15 protein-coding genes are annotated in these 20,929 nt (G+C 69.2%); 5 read left to right on the top strand and 10 right to left on the bottom strand.

All coding sequences use genetic code 11. The features are described from left to right. Positions 1-145: 145 nt before the first annotated feature. The 9 genes from ACETK8_RS20010 to ACETK8_RS19970 form a co-directional block, all read right to left on the bottom strand. Entirely contained in the window at positions 146-439 is a 294-nt protein-coding gene (locus ACETK8_RS20010; RefSeq protein ID WP_374039550.1) for a type II toxin-antitoxin system RelE/ParE family toxin, read from the bottom strand. Next, positions 439-708: a type II toxin-antitoxin system ParD family antitoxin gene (locus ACETK8_RS20005; protein WP_374039549.1), complete on the bottom strand. Its 270-nt coding sequence runs from the start codon at positions 706-708 to the stop codon at positions 439-441. Before ACETK8_RS20005 ends, ACETK8_RS20010 begins: the two co-directional genes overlap by 1 nt. 96 nt (positions 709-804) lie before the next feature. Next, positions 805-2,004, bottom strand: coding sequence for a DUF932 domain-containing protein (locus tag ACETK8_RS20000; RefSeq protein WP_374039548.1), 1,200 nt, complete (start codon positions 2,002-2,004; stop codon positions 805-807). 82 nt (positions 2,005-2,086) lie between these two features. After that, positions 2,087-6,352: a strawberry notch-like NTP hydrolase domain-containing protein gene (locus ACETK8_RS19995; RefSeq protein ID WP_374039547.1), complete on the bottom strand. Its 4,266-nt coding sequence runs from the start codon at positions 6,350-6,352 to the stop codon at positions 2,087-2,089. A gap of 328 nt (positions 6,353-6,680) precedes the next feature. Continuing rightward, complete coding sequence (locus tag ACETK8_RS19990; protein WP_374039546.1) at positions 6,681-8,729, bottom strand: ParB/RepB/Spo0J family partition protein; 2,049 nt, start codon at positions 8,727-8,729, stop codon at positions 6,681-6,683. 92 nt (positions 8,730-8,821) lie between these two features. After that, complete coding sequence (gene dnaG / locus ACETK8_RS19985) at positions 8,822-10,495, bottom strand: DNA primase (protein ID WP_374039545.1); 1,674 nt, start codon at positions 10,493-10,495, stop codon at positions 8,822-8,824. A gap of 56 nt (positions 10,496-10,551) precedes the next feature. Then, positions 10,552-11,469, bottom strand: a complete 918-nt coding sequence (locus ACETK8_RS19980) for a ParB/RepB/Spo0J family partition protein (protein ID WP_374039544.1) — start codon at positions 11,467-11,469, stop codon at positions 10,552-10,554. 4 nt (positions 11,470-11,473) lie between these two features. Further along, the gene (locus ACETK8_RS19975) at positions 11,474-12,241 is read right to left on the bottom strand and encodes a ParA family protein (protein WP_374039543.1); all 768 of its coding nucleotides are present in this window, start codon (positions 12,239-12,241) and stop codon (positions 11,474-11,476) included. 50 nt (positions 12,242-12,291) lie between these two features. Then, on the bottom strand, positions 12,292-12,423 hold the full coding sequence (locus ACETK8_RS19970) for a hypothetical protein (protein WP_374039542.1): 132 nt from the start codon (positions 12,421-12,423) through the stop codon (positions 12,292-12,294). A gap of 458 nt (positions 12,424-12,881) precedes the next feature. Here ACETK8_RS19970 and ACETK8_RS19965 point away from each other — a divergent pair, with 458 nt between their 5' ends. The 4 genes from ACETK8_RS19965 to ACETK8_RS19950 all read left to right on the top strand — a co-directional run bounded on the left by ACETK8_RS19965 (position 12,882) and on the right by ACETK8_RS19950 (position 18,044). Continuing rightward, positions 12,882-14,021, top strand: coding sequence for a replication initiation protein (locus ACETK8_RS19965; RefSeq protein ID WP_374039606.1), 1,140 nt, complete (start codon positions 12,882-12,884; stop codon positions 14,019-14,021). 292 nt (positions 14,022-14,313) lie between these two features. Next, positions 14,314-15,516 carry an AAA family ATPase gene (locus tag ACETK8_RS19960; protein ID WP_374039541.1) on the top strand — a complete coding sequence of 401 codons (1,203 nt, stop codon included), beginning with the start codon at positions 14,314-14,316 and terminating at the stop codon, positions 15,514-15,516. Positions 15,517-15,568: 52 nt separating this feature from the next. Beyond that, on the top strand, positions 15,569-16,606 hold the full coding sequence (locus ACETK8_RS19955) for a ParB/RepB/Spo0J family partition protein (protein ID WP_374039540.1): 1,038 nt from the start codon (positions 15,569-15,571) through the stop codon (positions 16,604-16,606). A gap of 847 nt (positions 16,607-17,453) precedes the next feature. Then, positions 17,454-18,044 carry a hypothetical protein gene (locus ACETK8_RS19950; protein WP_374039539.1) on the top strand — a complete coding sequence of 197 codons (591 nt, stop codon included), beginning with the start codon at positions 17,454-17,456 and terminating at the stop codon, positions 18,042-18,044. A 21-nt stretch (positions 18,045-18,065) separates the two neighbouring features. Here the strand turns inward: ACETK8_RS19950 and ACETK8_RS19945 are convergent, their stop codons facing one another. Continuing rightward, positions 18,066-19,910, bottom strand: a complete 1,845-nt coding sequence (locus ACETK8_RS19945; RefSeq protein WP_374039538.1) for an ATP-binding cassette domain-containing protein — start codon at positions 19,908-19,910, stop codon at positions 18,066-18,068. 248 nt (positions 19,911-20,158) lie between these two features. Between ACETK8_RS19945 and ACETK8_RS19940 the strand changes: the two genes are divergently transcribed. Further along, the gene (locus ACETK8_RS19940) at positions 20,159-20,830 is read left to right on the top strand and encodes a GntR family transcriptional regulator (protein WP_374039537.1); all 672 of its coding nucleotides are present in this window, start codon (positions 20,159-20,161) and stop codon (positions 20,828-20,830) included. The last annotated feature ends 99 nt before the right edge of the window (positions 20,831-20,929 follow it).

The following is a 20,929-nucleotide window of genomic DNA, read 5'->3' as shown; positions in this document are numbered from 1 at the left end:
CCCTTGATGCACACGCCGTCCGCCGTCGCGGCCAGGCTCCGTCGGGCGCTTGAGCGGACACCGCGTCCAAGACGGTCCCGGGTCGATTTGACGTTGTCGGCACACCCCCGCGCAGCGCGGAGCGAGCGCCGTGGGAATCCGTCCGCTAGATCGGCGAAAGGGGGCCGCCGATATCCCGCGAACCGTGCAGGATGCGCTCCACGCGCAGGACGGTCTCCTGAACCGTGTAGAAGATGACATAGCTTCCGTACGGCCTGGACCTCAGCCCCGGTCTCAAATCCGATCGCGCGACGCCGGAATGCGGGTGGTCGACGAGCCGAGTGCAGGCCGCTTCAAGTTCGTCGACGAAGGTGAGAGCTCGCGGAGGATTGTCCCGGGCGATGAAGCTGGCGATCTCGATGAGATCTGTCTCCGCCGCCGGAGAGACCTCCAGCCGCATCAGGTCTCGCCTGAACCGGCAGCGATGTCGGCAACGCGCCGCCTCGCCTTCGCAAAGGCCTGTTCGGCGGGGACCCCTGGTCCGCTGGAAGCGCCATGCTCGATCTCGGCGCGGAGCGCGTCGAGGCGCGCCTGACGCAGAGCGCCCTGCTCCTCCAGCAACCGAAGACTATCGCGAACGACTTCGCTGGCGGAAGCGTAGCGGCCGCTGGTCACCTGTTGCTTGATGAACCCTTCAAAGTGCGCGCCGAGGGTGAAGCTGGACGGCATGATCAACTCCTCTACCGCGCCGTTGTATCACTTTATGATATCGGCGTGAAGACAGGCGGGCGGCGCCTCTCGACCCCGCCTGCCTCGCTGCCCTGCCTACCGAACGGACGCCAGGAGCCGACCGGCCTTCATCTCAAGGTCGAGGCGCGCGTCCTGATGGGGCTTGGTCCGGGCGACGGCGGTGATGCCCTGGACGAAGTCCCAGACCGATTCCGGCGGCCGGCCCTCCTCGTCGAGGACGGTGGCGATGATCCGGGCCGTCTCGGGCTTGGTGAATCCTCGCTTGCGCAGGAAGCCCTCGCGCTCTTCGTCCTTGCGCGCCACGACTGCGGCCCTGGCGGCGCGGATGCCGTCGGTGAAGGGCGTCGCCGAGGAGCTCGCGAACCGTTCCAACGCCGGAGCCGCCTCATGGGCGAAGCGGCGGGCGGCGAACTTGCTGTGGCGGATGCTGATCTCCTGGAAGCCTTCGGCGCCCCAGATGTTGCGGTTCATGCAGACGGCGCGGAGATAGAAGGTCGCCATGCCCAGGGTCTTGGACCCGACCTCGGAATTCCAGCAGTAGAAGCCCCGGAAATACAGGTCGGGCTCGCCGTTCGGCAGCCGGCCGGCCTCGATCGGATGGGCATCGTCGACCAGGAAGAGGAAGACGTCGCGGTCGCTGGCGTAGAGGGTGGTGGTGTCCTTGGTGACCTCGACGAAGGGGTTGTGGACCATGGTCTCCCAGTCGAGCAGGCCCGGCACCTTCCAGCGGGTGTCGCCGGTTCCGTCGCCCGCGATGGCCATCACCGCGGCGACCAATTCGTGGTCCCAGATGCGACCGTAGTCGGGCCCGGTGACGGCGCGCAGCTCGGTGCGGCCTTCGTCGGTCTCGAGGGTCTTCATCAGCTCGCCGCGATGGCGGACCAGGCCGTGCTGCAGATTGATGCCGGCGAGCGGGGCGGGCAGGCCGCGCAGATATCCCGCCGGCGCCCCGACCAGGCCGGCGAGCTGGCCGAACGACCAGTGGGTCGGCTGGACCGGCTCCGCGCGGCCCGGAATGATGAGGGCGAGACGTTCGGGATTGTCGCGGTCGGCCTCGACCCGCACCTCTCGGGTCTCGACGGTGCGGGTCACCGCCCGATCGGCGCGGGCCCGGACCGCCTCGTGGAGGGCGCTCAGGGACAGGTAGCGCTCGTCGTCCGGCCGCGAGAACCATTCCGACGAGACGCGCCCGATGCGCTGTCCGCGGCTGATGTCGACCTTGTAGCCGTTCGAGACGCCGCCGGCGGCGGCAGACGATGGGGACACGGTAATCATGACGGGGCTCCAGTACGCGCCGCCGGGGACCTTCTCCCCGGCTCCGGACGCGTCCTTCCCCGCCCTCCCCTCGCCTCCAGATTCAGGCGGCGGCCGCCTCGATGGCCGCGGCCGGGTGACGGGCCAGCACCGCCTCGAGCACCGTCGGCCGATCGACGGGCACGAACACCCGGGGCTGGTAGGCGATGATCTCGACGAAACAGCCGAGCAGGACGAAGGCCTGCCGATCCCGGCCGGCGTTCACGACCTCGATCCGCCAGCGGTCCATGACCCTCGCGCGGCGAAGCCAGAAGCCGCCGGCGAGGGCGAGGGAGGCGCCCTCGCGAACGATCATGCGCGAGACCGCGGCGCCGTCGCCGAGCGCCGCGGCCGCATCCGACAGGCCGAGCGCGACCTTCAGCTTGGCGGCGTCGACGGGTTCGAGCACCCGGCCGAGCCAGCGCCGGCCGTCCGGCGCCTTGAGCCGGCGGACCGACGCCTGCCACGGCGGCAGGCTCTTCCAGATCGGCAGCAACAGGCCGGTGACCAGGATCAGTTCGCGGGTGCGCCAGGGATCGGCCGCGGCGATTTCGGCCTTCCAGGCCGCGCGCCAGGCCGCCAGATCGACGATCTCCCAGGCCGATTCCTCGTACTGGGCGAGCGGGATGACCCGGCTGCTCTCGGGCCGGGTCAGGCGGACGGCCGGGACCAACCGGTCCTGGTCGTTGGTGGCGGTCAGGCCCCTGGTCACCAGGGCGACGCCGCCGGAGCGTCCGTTGACGACGTGATCGAGCGCCTCGGGCTCGAGATGGGCATGGCCGTCCAGGGCGGCGTCAGCGTCGAGCAGTTCTCGCCGCGTGCGGACGGCGAAGCGGACCAGTCGGGTCTCGGCGCCGGTGGCCGCGTCGGTGCGGATCACCTCCTCGGATACGACCTCCAGCTCCTCGGCGACGATGTCCTCCACGCCATGGTCGAGATGCCCGGCCGCCTCGGCCCGCTCGAGGATGCCGCCGAGCAGGGTCTCGAAGGTCTCGAACAGGGCGTTCTGGTCGGCGATGCGCAGGGCCAGCAGCCGATTGAGGAAGGTGTGCATCGGCGGCAGGTCGTCGGGCTCGAGCAGGGCGCCGTCCCGATCGACGAGGCGCAGCGCCGTCTTGGTCTCGAAGGTCTCGCGATCCATGGCCGGCACCTCGCCGCTGTGCAAGGCGACGTAGAAGGCCTGCAGGGCGCGCCGCGCGAAGGGCGATTCCAGATTGTCCTCGGCCCGGAACAGGCCGTTGCCGGCGGTGCGCCGCTCGCCCTTGGTCAGGGCGCCTAGGCTGTCGAGACGGCGGGCGATCGTCGACAGGAACCGCTTCTCGCCCTTGATGTCGGTCATTACCGGCGTGAACAACGGAGCGCTCTCTTGGTTGGTCCGGTGCGTGCGGCCCAGGCCCTGGACGGCCATGTCCGCGCGCCATCCCGCCTCGGCTAGATAGTGCCGGCGGCGCTGGGTGTTCCGGCTGGCGCGATCGGCGTGGTAGCTGCGGCCGGTCCCGCCCGCCTCGCTGAAGACCAAGGTGCGTTTCAGCCCGGCCATGAAGGCGTCGGTCTCGGCCCGAGCGGCGCTGCGCGAGCGCCGCTCGACCGAACGACGTCCGTTCCGCACGACGACACGGCGGCTGCGGCCGGTGATTTCGGCGACCTGGTCCGTCCCGAACGCTTCGAGCAGGCTGTCGAGGATGCCGGGAACCGCCGGCAGGCAGGCCAGATGGGTGATGCAGGCGTCGCGCAGCCGCAGCGCCTCCTGGCTCAGGACCGGCGCGCCGTGCTCATCGAGCACCGGGGTGAGGCTGACCACGGCGCCGTCGTCGTCGCGGACCTCGTCCATCAGGCCGAGCGGGAAGGCGCCCGCCAGGTAGTCGAGCACCGTGTCCTTCGGCGTCAGATCGATCGAGAGGTTCGACCATTCCTCGGGCGGGATCTGCGCCAGCCGGCGTTCCATCACCGCCTCCAGGGTGCTGACGATCTGGACCACGGCGGAGCGGCCCTCGGCGTGATCGCGGCGGATCGAGGCGACCAGGGTCGGCGCCTTGAGCCCGCAGAGCAGGGCGTTGAAGAAGCGCTGGGAGGTGCTGGCGAAGGCGGACAGGGGGACGGAGGCGGCCAGGCCGTTCTTCGGGACCCCCTTGTCGTCGCACACCCCCACGGCCTCCAGGGCGGCCCGCAGGTTGGAATGGATGATCTGGAAGGCGTCGGCCCAGGCGTCCCAGATCTCCGCGTCCTGCGGCGTGAGTTCGTGGCGCAGCGGCTCGTACTCGACCCCGTCGAAGCTGAGTGAACGGGCGGCGTAGAGACCCAGGGCCTTCAGTTCGCGGGCGATCAACTCCATGACCGCGACGCCGCCGCGGACCACGGCGTCCATGAAGTCGTCGCGGCTGTTGAAGGGCGCCTCGGGCCCGCCCCAGAGCCCCAGCCGGGGCGCGTAGGACAGGTTCGCCGGCGTGGTCGCCCCGGTCGCCGAGACCAGCATCACCCGCGCATTGGGTAGGCGGTTCTGCAGGGCGAGGCCGGCCATGCCCTGCTGACTGGCCTTCTTGGCGCCCCGCACCCCCTCGCCGCCCCCCGCGGCGTTGGCCAGGGCGTGGGCCTCGTCGGGCACGATCACGCCGTCGAACGCCTCGCCCAGCCAGGCGACGATCTGGTCGAGCCGCGACGGACGATCCCCGCGCGCCGGCTGGCGCAGGGTCGCGTAGGTCGTGAACAGCACGCCCCCATCCAGACCGATCGTCTCGCCCTGCTTCCAGGCGGACTGGGGGACGATGTCGGCCGCGGCCCCGCCGATGGCGGTCCAGTCTCGCCGCGCGTCCTCGAGGAGGTCCTCGTTCTTGGAGATCCAGACGGCGCGCACCCGGCCCTGGGCCATGTTGTCGGCGATCACGGCGGCGATCTGACGCCCCTTGCCGACCCCTGTGGCGTCGCCGAGGAAGAAGCCCCGCCGGACCTGGAAGGCGCCCTCGGTCCCTTCGGGGACCAAGACCAACTGGTGGGGCTGGTCGCCCCGGGTCCACCAGCCCGGCAGCATCACGGCGTGAGCCTCGCCGGCGTAGATCACCATCTCCAACTGGGCGTCGGACAGCAGTCCGCGGTCGAGGATGATCTTGGGAAGGACCGGCCGATAGGTCGGCGCGGGCGGGGCCGTCGATCCCATGGCCGCGGATTCGACCAGGGGGGCCGGATGGGCCGTCGCCCCGGCGATGGCGACTCGCGACACCGCATAGGCCTGGTAGAGACCGACGTCGCGGCCTTCACCGGTCCACGGCCGGGTCTCGTAGTCGAGGACGACGGTCTCGGCGAGAAACCGCAGCCGGGTCGGCCCGGATGGGGTCCGGGCGCGGGGGGTGACGACGGCGAGCTGCGCCGCCTGACGAAAGGTCCTCGGCTGGGCCGTGGGCCGCGCGGGCAGGCTCGCGCAATGGCGCGCCGCCTCCGCCAGGTCCAGCGGCGCCACGACCTCGGGCAGGCCGTCCGTGGACGCAACCCGGTCCATCACCAGCAGTCCGACCTCGACGGAGGTCCCGTGTCGGGCGAAGGCGCCGGCGGGCAGCCTGATCATGGCGATCAGCCCGCCCTTCGCGGCCAGAGCCGTGATCGCGGTCCGGTCCTCGAACAGCCGCGCCGGGACGATGGCGGACAGGCGGCCGCCGTCGGCTAGGACGGCGAGGCCGGCGTGCAGGTGCCGCTCGAGATGCTGGAACGGCGGGTTCATGACCACGGCGTGGAAGGTCCCGGACGCCGGCAGTCGGTCGGCGAGTTGCACCGCGTCGAAGCGGCTTCGGTCCGCGGCCGTGAACAGGCCGTCGAGGAGACCGGCGCGGTGATCGTCGATCTCGTTGAGCACGAGGCCCGCGCCGCAGGCCTCGGCCACGACGGCCATCAGGCCGATGCCGGCGGAGGGTTCGAGCACCCGGTCGCCGGGGCGGACCTGGGCCGCCGCGACCGCGATCGCGGCCAGCTCCGGCGGGGTCGAGAACTGATCCAGGGCGACCTGGTTCTCGCTGCGCCGGGTGTGGCTGAGGGTCAGGGCCGACAGGGTCGTCAGCAGGGCGCAGATCTCGGCCGGCCCGTCCTCGAGCCGCCCGACCTGCGGCGCCAGACGGCGGATCTGCAGTACGAGGGCCGCTTCCTGGGCGTCGTAGGCGTCACGCCAGGACCAGGCGCCCTCGGCGTCGGTTCCGCCGAACGAGGTGGTCATGACATTGGCCACGACCCGCCGGTCGAGCGGGCGGGACCGGTTCAGGGTGGGAAGCAGGGCCCGGGCCGCGGCCAGGATATTGGCGGCCTTGCCGGGTCGGCCGTCGTCGCTGAACAGGGGAAGCGCGGAAGACATGGGCGGGTGTCCGGATCACCCGCGGCGGAGGGCGGCTCCCTCCCGTCCCATCGGGCTCGACGAGCCCGCGCCCTCCCCCTTCCCCGCCCAGGTCGTTCCACCGAGAACGACTATTCTGTCCGCGAGCCCGTCGCTGCTGCGCTCAGCATCTGTCCAGGACGTTGGCATTGTGCTCTGCCCGGGCCGGGCCAAGTTTCTCTGCAAGGGCGAAAGGGACGCGACGATGAACATCCTGGTGATTGGAGGTTCGCGGTTCATCGGACGCTATGGGCCGCCAAGGCGCTGCAAAAGAAACCCCCCGCCGTAAGGACGGGGGGCTCCTGGTCGTCTAGGCGGCGATCTGGGCGTCACCCAGATCCGTCGCGGTCTCGTCATCACTGCGGGGTTCGGCGTCGCAGGCCTCATCGATCGGCGGGGCCGCGCCATCCGCCTCGTCCGCCTCGTGATCTTCGTCCGGGGCGACCGCCTCGGTGTCGATCACGCCGGACTGCCAGGAGAGGATCTGAGGCGCCCAACCCCGCTCGGCCGCGGCCTCGGCGGTGAAGGTGACAAGCTCGTCCTTCTTCAGCGTCTTGGCGCGCGGATCCTCGACCGCCATGTCGACCAGCAGCTGGGCGAGCAAGGGCTTTGAGTGGACTCCCAGATAGGCGGCGTCGGGCGTCCAGTGGGCCGAGATGTCGGCGTCGCACAGTTCGGCGATCTCCGCCGCCTCGGCCCGGGCCGCGCGGCGGACGCGGCTGGTCCGCTCCTCCCGCAGGTCGAGCGAGATCGCCACCAGCTCGGCCAGCAGGGCCATCTTGTCCCCGTGCGCAAGGCTGTCGACCCAGGCGATCGGCCGCAGTCTGCTTTCGGCGTAGGCGGTCACTCGCGCCTTCAATCGGTCCCGAACCTCCCCGTCCAGCGCCGGGATCGGCTTGGTCCCGCCGCGGCTGTAGGGCGTGGCCGAGATGTTCACGGCCGACTCGTCGCGATAGGCGCCCCGGAACAGGGCCAGATGCTTGAACAGCTGGGCCACCAGGGCCGTCAGGGCGGCCATCGGATTGTCGGCGAGGTCCCGGATCAGCCCGCGAGTGGCGACGTCCGTGCGAGTCTCATGGAGCACATGGTTGGCGCCCTCCACATCGACCTCGACCTCGCGCGTCTCGATCTTCGCCGAGATGTCGGAGGCGGCGCCGTCGTCCTGATCGGCGTAGGACTCATCGGCCTCGTCAGGCTCGTCCGCCTCGATCTTCGGGATCTCGACCCCGAAGAACTCGGCCTCGACGCCGGAAGCCGCATCCGGCGACAGGATGACGGCCGCGATCCGCATGCCCGGATGGGGCACAGCGGCCGCCGCCAGCTTGGCCTCCACCCACGGGATGAGGACGTCCGCCGCCGCCTCGCCGGCCAAGACGTCGACCCCGATTGCGGCCTCGGCCTCCGCGGCCAGGGCCCTGGCGTCGGCAAGTTCGCCCCTCTGTTCGGGCGTCAGGGAGCGCTCCATCACATAGGGCAGGCAAAGGAAGCCGTCCGGGGCGCGGAAGCCCGTATCCGGGGCAGTGAAGACCGCCAGACCCGTGGCCTTCAGGGCGTCGACGACGGGCTGGGCCCGATCGCGCCAGGCGGCCTGCAAGATCTCCGCGTCCAGCAGACGGTCGGGCATCTCCCCGAACAGGTCGCCCTCCACCCGGCCGCCGGCGGCGCGATACCGGTCCAGACCGACCAGGGCCAAGCGGCTGTCCTCGACAGTCAGGCGACCGCCGGATACGGCCTGTTGCAGACGGTAGTCGTGGAAATGGCCGTGCAGCGCCGACTGGGCCAGTTCCTCCTGCTGATCACGGTCGGTGAGCCGAGCGAACTGGCGCACGTGACGCAATGAGATCCGTCCTTGGCGGAAGGCCTTGAGCACCGTGGGATGGACGTTGGACAGGGCTTCGAGCCGTTTGATCTCCAGCTCGTCGTAGCCGAGGGCGGCGGCGATGGCGCGGGTGTTCATGCGCGCCTTGCGCAGCTTGCCGATCGCCACGATCACCTCGGCCATGTGGGTCGGGGCATGCTCGATGCTCGGCAGGACGGCGGCCGCCGCCTGGGCGGCCTTGGATTCGAACAGCTCGCATTTCACCGGGTAGGTCGGGTCGATGCGGCCTTCGGCGAGCAGGTGCAGCAGACCGAAGCGGCGGCGGCGTCCGTCCAGCACCATGAAGGGCTGTTCGCCCTTGCGGCCGGGCCTGATGGCTAGGGGGATGACGACGCCGGCGGCGAACAGGGTCTCGGCGAGGCGCGGGATGTCCTCGTCGGCCGGTTCATGAAAGCGCGGATTCTCCCGGGCCAGGCCAAGGTCCTGGAGGGGCGGGAAGATCAGCGACGCGGTCGGGGCGGGCAAGGTTTGGTCGGTCATGACGACGGTTTCCAGCGCCGCGGACAAGACCATTCCCATCCTTCCGGCGCGCCCGCGCCCGTCCTTCCTCCTTCTTTCGACGCCGCAGGCGCTCAGGCCCGCGGCCCCTCAGCTTCGGTCACCTCGACCAGAGCTTCGTACCCGACCCGCCACAGATTGCGGGCCCGCCCCCGCTCCATCCTCAGGTCCAGGAACGGCGCCGCGACGGTCGCGGCGGCCGCCTCGGCGGCGGCGACGGCCAAGGGCCCATCTCCCTCCGAAAGGCGCCGGGCCGGATCCATTCCGGTCTCTCGCCAATGGATCAGAGCCTCGGCGATCGGGGCCAGGCGGTCGTCGCCGAACCCCGACCGTTCCAGCGTCCCCGGATAGGGCCTCGCCCAGTCGGGGTGGCGCACGGCGGCGATCGCGAGGGCGGCGGCGAATCCTGACGGACACGCCGCGCCCTCCCCTCCCCCGGCCCTGGCCTCGAGCGTCGCCAGCCGGGCGTCCAAGTCCGCCCGGTAGGCCAGGGCCACGTCGATGTCGGCGATCCGTTCGGCGGCGACCCGAAGCCGCTGACGCAGCCCGGCCCAATGCTCCGGCGTGTCCAAAGGTTCGCGATCGCGTTCCTGGGCGAAGAGGACTTCGGCGAACGGTCGGGGCTCGGCGAGCTGGTCGCGCAGAGCTCCCGGTCCCTGGGTGCGATACAGCTCATCGGGATCCTTGCCGGCGGCTAGTCCGACGAAGCGGAAGGTCCGGTCGGGGCGAAGCAGGGGCAAGGCCTGATCGATCGCCCGACCGACCGCGCGCCGTCCGGCGGCGTCCGCATCGAAGCTCAGGACGGGTTCGGGATGGAGCCGCCACAGCGCCTCCATCTGGGCCTCCGTCAAGGCGGTCCCCATCGGGGCGACCGCGGCGACCTCGGCCCGCTGGCAGGCGATTACGTCGAGATACCCCTCGACGAGAACCAGGGCCGCGTCATCGTCACCGGCCCGGCGTCGCCGCAGAAGCAGCTCGCGCGCCTCCGCCAGGCCGTAGAGAACCTTGCCCTTGGAGAACAGGCGGGTCTCTGGGCCGTTCAGATATTTGGCGCGCCCGTTCGGCTCGAGCGCGCGGCCGCCGAACGAGATGACCCGCCCTCCGCCGTCGCGGATCGGGAAGATGATCCGGTCGCGGAAGCGGTCGTAGGCCGGCCCGCCCGAGGATGGGGCGACCAGCAGTCCGGCCTCGACCAGGTCCTCGATACGGGCTCCAAGGCCGGCGAGATGGCCCTTCACGCCGCCGGAGCTTGCGGGGGCATAGCCGAGGCGGAACCGGGCCCATTGGTCTTCGGGCAGGCCGCGACGGGCGAGATAGGCGCGGGCGCCGCCGCCGCCGGGTCCCTTCAACTCGCTCTCGTACCAAGCGGCCGCGCGCTCCAGCCAGGCGCCGAGTTCAGCGGCCCTCTGGGCCAGGCGTTCGGCGCGGACCCCGACGACCGGGAGCGCCATCCCGGCGTCGGCGGCGAGGCGCCGCACGGCCTCGGGAAAGCTCAGGCGTTCGGTCTCCTGCAGGAAGGCGATGACGTCGCCGTGCTTGCCGCTGGAGAAGCAGTGGAAGAAGCCCTTCTCGTCATTGACGGTGAACGACGGAGTCGTCTCCTGGCTGAACGGCGACAGGCCGACGAATTCGGCGCCGCGCCGCTTCAGCTTCACGGTCCGACCGATCACCACGGAGGGCGGCAGGCAGGCCTTCAGCTCGGCGAGAAATTGGTCATCGAAACGCATGGGCGGCTGGCGGTCGGACATCGGGGGCCTCCTCTGACGTGCGGACGGCCCGGTCCACCCTCCCCTCTCCTTTCCGATCAACCGTTGCGAAGGCCTGTCAGTCGGATGAGGCTCAGCGAGACCCGCTCGGCGCGACCCCGACCCGGGAACTTCACCCAGGCCTCGTCACCCGTGCCCGGCTGCAGCAGAAGCACGCCGGCGCGACCGTCGACCTCGACCTCCACGATCAGTCCGTCCGAGCGCGCGGCCGGAGCCGGGACGGGGGTCGCAGGCTTGCGCGGGGCGCCGGGCCGGGGCGCCCGGACCCCGTCCAGGACGGCGTCCCGATCGTCCTCGGCGATGCGGGCCGACAGGGCGCGGGCCGCCGACTGGGTGATCGTCGCCGGATCGCGATCCTTGAGCCAGGTCCGCACATCCACAGGATTGGCCTTGTAGCCGCTGTTCAGCTCGTAGAGCGTCCGCGCGCCGAGCCGCGGTGCGAGATCCTGGATCTCGGCGGGCATGCCCTTGATGGCCGCCAGCATGGCGATCTGGTCGGGCTTGCGGCTGAGACGCCGCGCGATCTCCGCTTGTGACGCCCCGAGCTTCAACATGCGATCGACGACGGCGGCCATTTCGGCCGTGTTCAGACCCGCGCGTTGATCATTTTCGATCACCTGCTCCTCAAGCCGGCCGAGTTCGTCGTCCGGCCCCTGGTGCAGGAGGGCGCGTATGCGTTTCAGGCCAGCGCGTTTGGCCGCGCGCCATCGGCGCTCGCCGAAGACGATGATGTAGCGGCCGTTCCTTCCGGGACGGACCTTGATGGGCTGAAGGACGCCCTTGCGCTCGACCGAGGCGGCCATCGCCGCCTCGTCGTCCTCGTCGTAATGCTGCCGGGGCTGATCCGGATCGGGATCGACGATGTCGATGTCGAGATCGAGCACGGCCTCGGCCTGGTCGCCGATGGCGGCGCCGAGGCCTTCGAACGCGTTGAGGAAGCTTGAACCTGATGACATGGGTCTACGCCGTTAAGCCGTCGAGGCGGCGCTGGATGGTGCCCAGGACGCCGCGGATCTCTTCCGCGGCCGCCTTGGCGGCGGTCTTCGCGATGGTCCACACCGGCGCCTTCTGGTCGAGGGCCTCGGCGTAGCTCTGCCGCTGGGTGATGCGGCCGGCGCCGGGGAACATGATCGACTGACCCTGCGCCTGAAGCAGTTCCTGAAGATGTTGCCGCTGGCGCGGCTGGCTGGACACGAAGCGCGACGGCAGCAGGCCGAGGAAGTCGATCGGCCGTCCCCCCCGGGCCCCGCGTTCGACCGTCGCCTTCTGCCCGAGCAGCTCCTTGATCCCCTGGAGGGAGTAGGTCTCGAGCTCGATCGGGGCCACCAGGGAGGTGGCGACCATCAGGGCGGCATAGTTGCGGCCGGACCAGGTGGGCGGCGTGTCGATCACCGCATAGTCCCACCCGCCCAGGCGAAGGCGCTCGAAATTCTCCTTGAACCGCAGCACGGCGGCCTGCAGCTGGGCGTCGACGCTGTCGAGCCGCCGGTCCCCGGCAAGCAGGCTGAGGCCGGGCTCGGCGGCGCCCTCAGGGGCCGCCTCGAAGAAGAGCGCGCTGCTGGGGCCGAGCGCCCGGGCGCCGGACAGGCTATGGGAGGCGTTGCCCTGGGGATCGAGGTCGATGACCAGGACCCGCGCCCCGGCCTCGGCGAGATACCAGGCCACGTGGACGCTCAGCAGGGTCTTCCCTACCCCGCCCTTCTGATTGTTCACGACGAGGGTTTTCATGGGCGCAGCATTCGCAAGGGCCACGCCCGGCCGGACCGACCCGGCGAGGGTCAGCCTTCGTGACCGGACCGGAGCCGGCGTTCGTAGAGCTCTCGCGCCGGGCTGGACCGACCGCGCTGGGCCCCGGCGAGGGGCTTCAGCAGGACGAGAACACACACGACGCTGAGGATGATCATCCACATAGCCCGACTCCATGACGGTTCGGCAGGCGGTTAGGCTGACTGTTCGTGCCTTCTTCCGCAACCCGTAGGCCGCGTTTGTTCGAACAAATCGGCGGCTCTTTTCCTCGAAAAATTCTTCAAAACCGACCGCTGCGGCCACGCAGCGGGATTTCTAGATTCAAGAATTCAGATTCAGGGTGCGGGTTGCTCTTGTAAATCAACAGTCTAGCGGGGATATCCTGACCGCACGGGGGCATTGGCCTGACCCGTTGGGGGCGGAAGCCTGTCTGATTGGGGGCATTGAACTGACCTGACGGGGCTATCCTGTCCTCTTGGGGGCTCGCGGGCGACGGCGACGGTATCCTGTCTTGCATTTTGAAAGGAGGTCAGGAACCCTCCGCCTCATGGTGCAGGGATTCGATCCGGATTCGGACGGCAGCGCCGCCCTGGTCTCGGAGGACGACGAGCCTGGGCGGGCGATGCGCGTCGCCCACGCGTTGCGCGCTCGGGAAGGCGACGAGTTCGCCAAGCCGGGCAACCTGGTCGAGGTGCGGTTCGTCAAAGGACAATCCCTCAGCCTGACGGCCGCCCGACTGCTGGCGCTGATGATCCTGACCGCGGGCGGCGACGCCTGGCAGCCGATCGCCCACAAGATGCGCAAGGCCGATATCCGGCGCGGCCATAAGGGCAACGAGCGCATCACCGACATGCTTGAGGAGTTGCACCGGACGCTGTTCGCGGTCGACGACCTGTCGTGGAGGGGCCGGAAGGCGACGAAGCGATTCTCCCTGATCCAGTCCTCCCGCGAGGAGCTCGAGGAGGAGGGCGCCGAAAGCGGCTGGATCGAATGGGAGTTCACGCCTGACGCCCGGCGGCTGATCCGGGAGTCGGAGACCTATGCGGTGCTGAACCGCCAGGCGGTTCTCGGCTTCCGGTCGGTCTACGCGCTGAGGCTCTATGAAATGGGGGCGCTTCGGATCCATCGCCGCCAATCGACCTGGCGCGGCGACATGACCGCCTTACGCGCTGCCTTGGGCATCGCTCCGGAAATCTACTCGGACTTTGCCCAGCTGCGCCGGAAGGTGCTGGAACGGGCTAAGGCCGAGATCGACCAGCTGGCGCACTTCACCGTCGAGTGGCGGGAGATCCGTCGGGGCCGGGCCGTGATCGAGGTGGAGTTCCAGTTCGTGGCCAAGGATGCGCCCGATCAGCTCGCGACCGTTGCGGAGCACGAGCGCCACACGGTCGGTCGCCGGGCGCGTCGGGAGGACGCCGTGGAGTCGCTTGTCGAGGCGGCGGAGGTCGCCCTGCCCTCAGCCCCCTCCCCTGCCCCCGCCCGGACGGCGCGCCCGACTACTTCATCGGGGTCAAAGCCGGCCGCCGCCGCCAAGCCGGCGACGAACGGCGCCGTCCACTTTCCGACGGGCAGCCTGATGTACGAACGCGGGCCCTTCGCCGACATCGCCCGGCAGCACGGCGGCGGATGGGACAAGGACCTTATCGCCAATGCCTATCGCGAGCAGATGGGCGACCGGTTGCGGGCGTTGAACGGAACGAAGCTGGTCAAGTCCTGGACCGGCTTTTGCCAAGCCTACGCCGCGCGCCGGGGCCGCCCATGAGCGGAATTGCAACCATGCAATTCCGTCGCGCTAACTCCAATCGCGCCCCGATGCAGGCGGTCCCGCCGGCGATGTTTAGAGGGCGCGATTGCAAGGTTGCAATTTCAGCGAGGTCCACGACCCCCACGCGGACAGGATAGGACTCGCCCGGACCCTAGAATCGGGCTTACCAAGGGCGAAAGACCGTTAACGAGGCGTTCAGAAAGCGCATTTAGAGCGGTCAGCATCGGACTTTCGATTTCCACGCCTGTATGCGAGGATTTCCGAAACTCGCGCTGCGGAGAGCGAAACAATGACCGACATCGTAGCAGCCCAGACGACCTCTCTGTCAGGGCCCGTAGCGCAGCTCGCGCGCCGTGCCTCGGCCGTCGTCGCCAATCTGAGGGACGGGGCCCGTGCGTCGCGCTCGGGCGCCCGACGCCAGCCGACCTTCTCCATCGGCGAGGCCGCGGCCCTTGTCGGCCGCACGCCGGCGGCGATCCGCGACGCAGAGAAGGATGGGCGCCTGCCCGAGCCGCCCCGGACGGAAACCAACCGCCGGGTCGGCTATACCCTGGCTCAGGTGAACGACATGCGCGGCGTGTTCGGAACGCGGCCGTGGCGCGCCCCCGGCGACCCCTGCAGCGTCCTGGCCGTCCAGAACTTCAAAGGCGGCGTCGGCAAGTCCACACTCTCGGTCCACCTCGCCCAGTACCTGGCGATCCAGGGCTATCGGGTGTGCCTGATCGACTGCGACAGTCAGGGGTCGGCGACGACCTTGTTCGGCTATGTGCCCGATCTCGACCTGGGCGAGGAGGACACCCTCTATCCGTTCCTGCGGCACGACGAGATGCGCTCGCTCGACTACGCCCTGAAGGACACCCATTTCGACGGCCTGAAGCTGATCCCCGCCAACCTCCGCCTGTTCCAGTCGGAATACGAACTGGCGGCGCGGATGGCGCGGGGGAGCGGCCGTCTGCTCGATCGCCTAGCGCAGGGCATCGCCTCCATCTCGGACCAGTTCGACGTCGTCATCCTGGACCCGCCCCCGGCGCTCGGCGCCATCTCGCTTTCGGTTCTGCGGGCCGCGAACGCCCTCGTTGTCCCGGTGCCTCCGACGGTGATGGACTTCTCATCGACCGCGGCCTTCCTCAACATGCTGGACGAGACCCTGACGGAGCTCGCCAGCTATGATCTCGCGCCCGAGCTGAACTTCATCCGGATCGTCGCGTCCAAGGTCGACGAGGGCAAGTCCATGCAGAAGGAGCTTCTGGCGCTGATGCGGCAGGTGTTTGGCCTGGCGATGATCCGGACGCCGTTTAAGGACTCCGCTGAGATCGACAACGTCACGGCCCGATTGATGACGGTCTATGAGGTCGACAATCCGATGACCAGCAAGGCCGTCCGCGACCGCTGCTTGACCTACCTCAACGGGGTCAATGAAGAGATCCTGGTGGACATCCGTTCGACCTGGCCCAGCCACGCCGATCGGATGCGCAAGGAGGGGCTGGCGTGAGGGCTGAACCAAGCAATTGCAACGTTGCAATTTCGCAGAAGAGGGGAGCGAAATGAGCTCCAAGAATGCCGGATTCGCGGCCGGGCTGGCCGGTGCGCTCGATGACGCCGCCCCGCGGCCGGACGCGCCGACCCGTCTTCCCATCGGGGCCCTTGCCCAGCGCAGCAACCGCCTGGCCGAGCTCGCCTCCGGGTCCGTGGTGTCCCGCGCGACGGAACTGGTCGATCCTGCCCGCTGCCGGATCTGGTCCGAACACAATCGCGACTACGACAAGCTCAACGAGGAGAATTGCGCGGATCTGATCGAGACCTTCAAGGCCGCGGGCCGCCAGGAGATCGAGGCGATCGTGCGCCGCGTTCAAGGCGATCCCGATATCGATTTCGAGGTCATCTGCGGCGCGCGCCGGCACTGGACCGTCACTTGGCTGCGGGCGCACAACTACGCGGAATTCCGATATCTGGTCGAGATCCGCGACCTGACCGACGAAGAGGCCTTCCGGATCTCCGACCTAGAGAACCGGGCGCGGCGGGACCTCAGCGACGTCGAGCGGGCAAGGGACTATTTGCGGGCCCTGGCGCGCCACTACGGCGGGAGCCAGAAGGCCATGGCCGAGCGGATGAAGGCCTCCGAGGCCTGGCTCAGCCGCTACCTGGATCTCGCGCGCCTGCCCGCCGCCCTGCTGGACGCATTCCCGAACCCGCACGAGCTGAAGATTGGCCACGTGGCTCCCTTGAAGGCGCTCCTCAAGCCCGAAGAGCGCGCCGCACGGGTGCTGGCCTGCGCGGCGGACCTGGCTAAATCACGAGGGGAGGGGTCGGCGCTATCGCCCCAGGACGTGATCCGACGGCTGGCGGCCTCCGCCGACGCCCCCAAAAAGTCAGGATCCCCCAAGAAGTCAGGATCGGCCGGAGCCAAGCTGATCACCGCATCGTCCGGGGCGCCGTTGCTCCGGGTCGACGCCAAGGGGCGCAAGGAGCTGAGCCTCACCCTGCTCCTCGGGGGCGGCGGCAGCCGCGCCGACGCCGAGGCGGCGATCGGCGCCCTGCTGGATGCGCACTGGCCGGCGAGCCCAAACGCGGAAACCGCCTGACCTGAGGTCGCGGTCAGAGCAGCGTATGGCCAGGTATCACCGGTCGGACCGGTCATACCCCTTCGACGAACGCGGGTGCGGAAGCTCTAGCTTTGTCTTCGACAACCGTTGAAGCGTGAAAGAGGTGGGCCGTCTGTGAACCTGTGGGACCAGGGCATGTGGACGATGGAAACTCCGGGACACGCTTAGCCGGAAAATAAGCCGGGATCGCGAGCCAAACCGCGATAGCGCCACGACGGAGATGTAACAGCAGCGCTAGAACACACCGGCCACACAACCGAAGGGCGCGCTTCACCCCATGTCGGACAAAGGCTCGCTGGGCTTCTTCAAAAGCGGCCTTCCGATGCGTCATCTGGCGGGCGGACAGGCGGGGAGGGGAGAGCGGTTCGACGCCCTTGGGGCCGTCATTCCGCTGACGGGATCGTCATCAAAAAATCTCGCCAAGCGCGAATCACCTGTGCTTACATCCGACAAATTTCGCCTTGGCAGCGCATTTCGCACCGTCCGATCACGCCCTTAACGCGGTAAAGTGTGGCGAAACGCCAGCAGGAACTCGCGCGGCGTAACACACCCAACCTCAAGGAAAATCGACCCTTAGCTCGCCTCCCAAGGGGTCGAAGCATCGCAACGCCTAAGTTGTGACAATCGTGTTTTGCTGAGATGGGTTGCAATGAAGCATAAACCCACGATGTCTAGGCTAGTCGGCGCGGTCGCGTAGCTGTGAGGGCGTAACATCAACATGTCACATGAAGGACTAACACGCAGCGTCGTGGGCAAAGCCGCGTCCGCTTATGAGTACCTTAGGAACCTCGCGGTTACCGGGTCTCTCCGGCCCGGCCGGAAGCTCATGCCGCACAAGATGCCGGACCTGTTCCCATTCGAGGTCAGCGGCGGCCCGGTCCGGGACGCCTTGGCGCGACTGGCCGCAGAGGGCTTCATCCGATACGACCGGGACGGCGGTAAGGGGCACTCCACCAAAGAATGGACGGTGAAGGAGCAGCATGACCTCCACTGCCTCGCGTTTATTTTCCTCACGGCCAACATGCGCTGCATGGTCGATCGGCCGACGGCTCTGTTTCAGGAGTTTGCCGCGCTCGATCCCGATGTCCCGAACGCGAAGGACGCGCCCGAACGGGTGGCCGGCTATTTTGAACGTCTGCTCATGGGCCTGGCCTACGCGGGCCGGAACGAGACCCTCATTGAGATGAACCAGACCGTGGTCGACCGCACCCACCTGGTCCGGCTCCTCGACTACAGCGCGCCCCAGGTGGCTCGTAGCGCCGCGGTCGCCTTGCGCACCTTCTCTCAGGCGATGCTGGACGAGGACCTGGATACGGCGCAGGCGGCAGGCCAGAGCCAGCTCGACGGGCGCGTCGCACGCCTTCCCCAGTTGGTCGAGCAGGCCAACGCCCGGGCCCGGCAGGCGCGAATTCCATAGGAGCGTCGCCTGGAGAGGCAACTAGAACGACGAGGCGAGCGCGTCGTCGTCGAAGGTCGCGGCTGACCTGAAGGCGCCGCTGGCCTGGGTCCGCCAGAGGCGCGCATAGAGGCCGCCCAGGGCGAGCAGCTCAACGTGTTTGCCCCGCTCGACGATGCGGCCGCGCTCGAGCACGAGGATCTCGTCCGCCTCGGCCACGGTCGACAGCCGATGGGTGACGACCAGGGTGGTCGCCCCCTGTGATAGTCCTGACATGGCCTGCCAGATCGCCCGCTCCGTGGCGGGATCGAGGGCCGCAGTCGGCTCGTCCAGTATGACCAGGCGGGCGTTCTTCAGGGCCGCGCGGGCGATCGAGACCCGCTGACGCTCGCCGCCAGACAGTTTCAAGCCGCGCTCGCCGACCAGGGTGTTGAGGCCGTCGGGCAGGTCGGCCAGGAACTCGGACAGTCGGGCCCGGGCCGCCGCCTGGGTGATGGCGTCCTCGTCGGCGTCCTCGGCCGCCAAGGCGATGTTGGCGCCGATGGTGTCGTTGAACAGGATGGTGTCCTGGCTGACGAGGGCGATCTGCTCGCGCAGCGACCGCAGCGGCAGCTCGCCAAGCGGCTGGCCGTCGAAAAGCACCCGGCCGCGGGTCGGCTCGTTGAAGCGCAGCACCAGGCGAAGCAGGGACGACTTGCCGGCGCCGGACGGCCCGACGATGCCGATCAGCGCCCCCGGCGCGGCCCGGAAGCTGATGGCTTGCAGGGTGTCGCGATCGCCGAACCCGAAATCGACGTCCTCGAACACCAGCTCGGCGGGCAGGGGAGGGGGCTTGGCCGACCTGGCCTCCGGCAACTCGCTGCCGGGCTCAGGCGTCTCGTCCAGGATGGCGCCGATGGTGTCGAGGTAGGCCAGACCCTGGCCGATGTCGCGGATGGCGAACCCCAGGGTCTCGAGCGGACGGACCAGCTGCAGCAGGTAGGTGTTGACCAGGACGAAGGCGCCGATGGTCATGGCCCCGTCGGCCACTTGGCGGCCGGCGATCAGATGGACGCCGGCGACGGCCGCGGCGAAGACCAGGGCGACCGCCAGACCGTTTTGCAGGCGTAGGCGCAGGAAGACCCGCCACTGGTCCTCGGTGGCGGCCAGCAGGGCGTCGTAGCGCCGTGCGAAGCGGCGTTCGGCGGTATAGGCCTTGATGGCCTCCACGTTCATCAGCCCGTCGGCCGTCGCGCCGCCGACGTCGATCTGCGCCGAGGACACGCCCTTCACGGCGCCGTGCAGTCGGAAGACGCCCCAGGTGAAGACGGCGCAGTAGGCCAGCAGGGCGGCCAGCAGCACCAGGCCCATCGAGGGTCCGAACACCGAGCCGAGCACGACCCCGGCGACGACGATCTGCACCACGACCGGAGCGACGGTCAGGGCCGCGTGGGTCAAGATTAGTCGCAGGCCGAGCAGGCCCTGGGCGAGCGACTGGGCCAGGCCGCCGGACTTGTGGTCCTGGTGGAAGCTGGCCGGCAGGATCAGCATGTGGGTGTAGGCCAGCAGGCCGAAGCGCCGCACGAGCCGTTGCTCGCCCCGGGCGTAGGCATAGGCCTGAATCTGCTCGCAGAGCCGCTGGAAGAGCAGGGCGGCCACATAGAGGCCGACGAGGCCGGCCAGCGCCCCAAGCGACGTCCCGGTCGCCTGAGGGCCCGCCAGGCGGTCTACGACCGCCTTCAGCGCCAGAGGGGCCAGGCTGGCGGCTCCGCCGCCCAGGGTGACGATGACGAGGGCCAGGCCCAGCCAGCGGAGCGAGGCAGGCTCGACGGCATGGCGAAGGCGACGCTCGATCTCGCGAAGACGAGCGCGCTTCTGACCGGGGGAAGGCGTCGATCGGTCGAGCATGGCCCGGCGACCTTTCACCCAATCCCCGGTTGCGGCAAGTCACGAGATAGACCGTGGCGACGCGACGCGACGAGGGGAGTTAGACAAGTTTCGGTTGCGCTTCTCGCCCAAGTCCCTGCAAATTCAGCTCTTCCATCCGAAGCGGACCCCGCCGCCGGCCGCGCCTGGGCCAAGATTCTCCGCTCGCCGGGCCGAGGCCGTCGGGGGCGGCCCGACGGGGCGCGTGGGCGTGAGCGTAGGTGACCAGAATGGCGGCGCGTCAATCGGTGAACGAACGGGTCTACGCCGCGATCAAGGCGCAGATTCTGGACGGGGCCTTCAGCCCGGGCGAACACCTCGACGCCGCCCTGCTGGGCCAGCAGCACAACGCGAGCCTGACGCCGGTGCAGACGGCTCTCAACCGGCTGGTCGGCGAACGGATCCTGGAGAAATACGCCAAGGACGGCTTCTTCCTGCCCCGCGTCACCCCGCACCTCCTGCGGGCCCAGTACCGCTGGGTCTGGAGCCTCCTTCTCGAGGGGGTCCGGACGCCGCCGACCGCGAAGCTTGAGGCCGATCCCCGGATCGCGGCCGACATCGGCGAGCGGGAGCCCGATGATCTCCTCGGCGCCGTCGACCGGCTGTTCCTGCGCATCGGCGCCCTATCGGGCAGCCTCGAGGTCCACTGGGCCCTGCAGAACGCCAACGAGCGCATGCGCCCCGTCCGACGGCTCGAGGGAGAGCGGATCGGCGATCGCGACAGCGAGCTGCACGCCCTGTCGGTCAGCCTGCTGCGAGACGACCGGCCCAGGCTCGAAGAGGGGCTGGAGGCCTATTTCCGCCGGCGCGATCGACTGGTGACGGACCTGGTTCTGCTGTCCCTGCACACTGGCGAACGCCGGCCGCCGCCGGATCGGATACAGGCCGACGCCGACGACTAGATACGCATCGTCGAGAAACGCACAGCGACATGACAGTAAATACCAGTACACGATGACTTCGCCTTCGTAATCGCCGAAAAATTCTTGGAAAATTTCCAC

Source organism: Brevundimonas staleyi (assembly GCF_041893865.1).
GTDB classification, from domain to species: Bacteria; Pseudomonadota; Alphaproteobacteria; order Caulobacterales; family Caulobacteraceae; genus Brevundimonas; species Brevundimonas staleyi.
The sequence above is the reverse complement of the archived record's forward strand: the minus strand, read 5'-3'. Positions and strand labels throughout refer to the sequence as shown.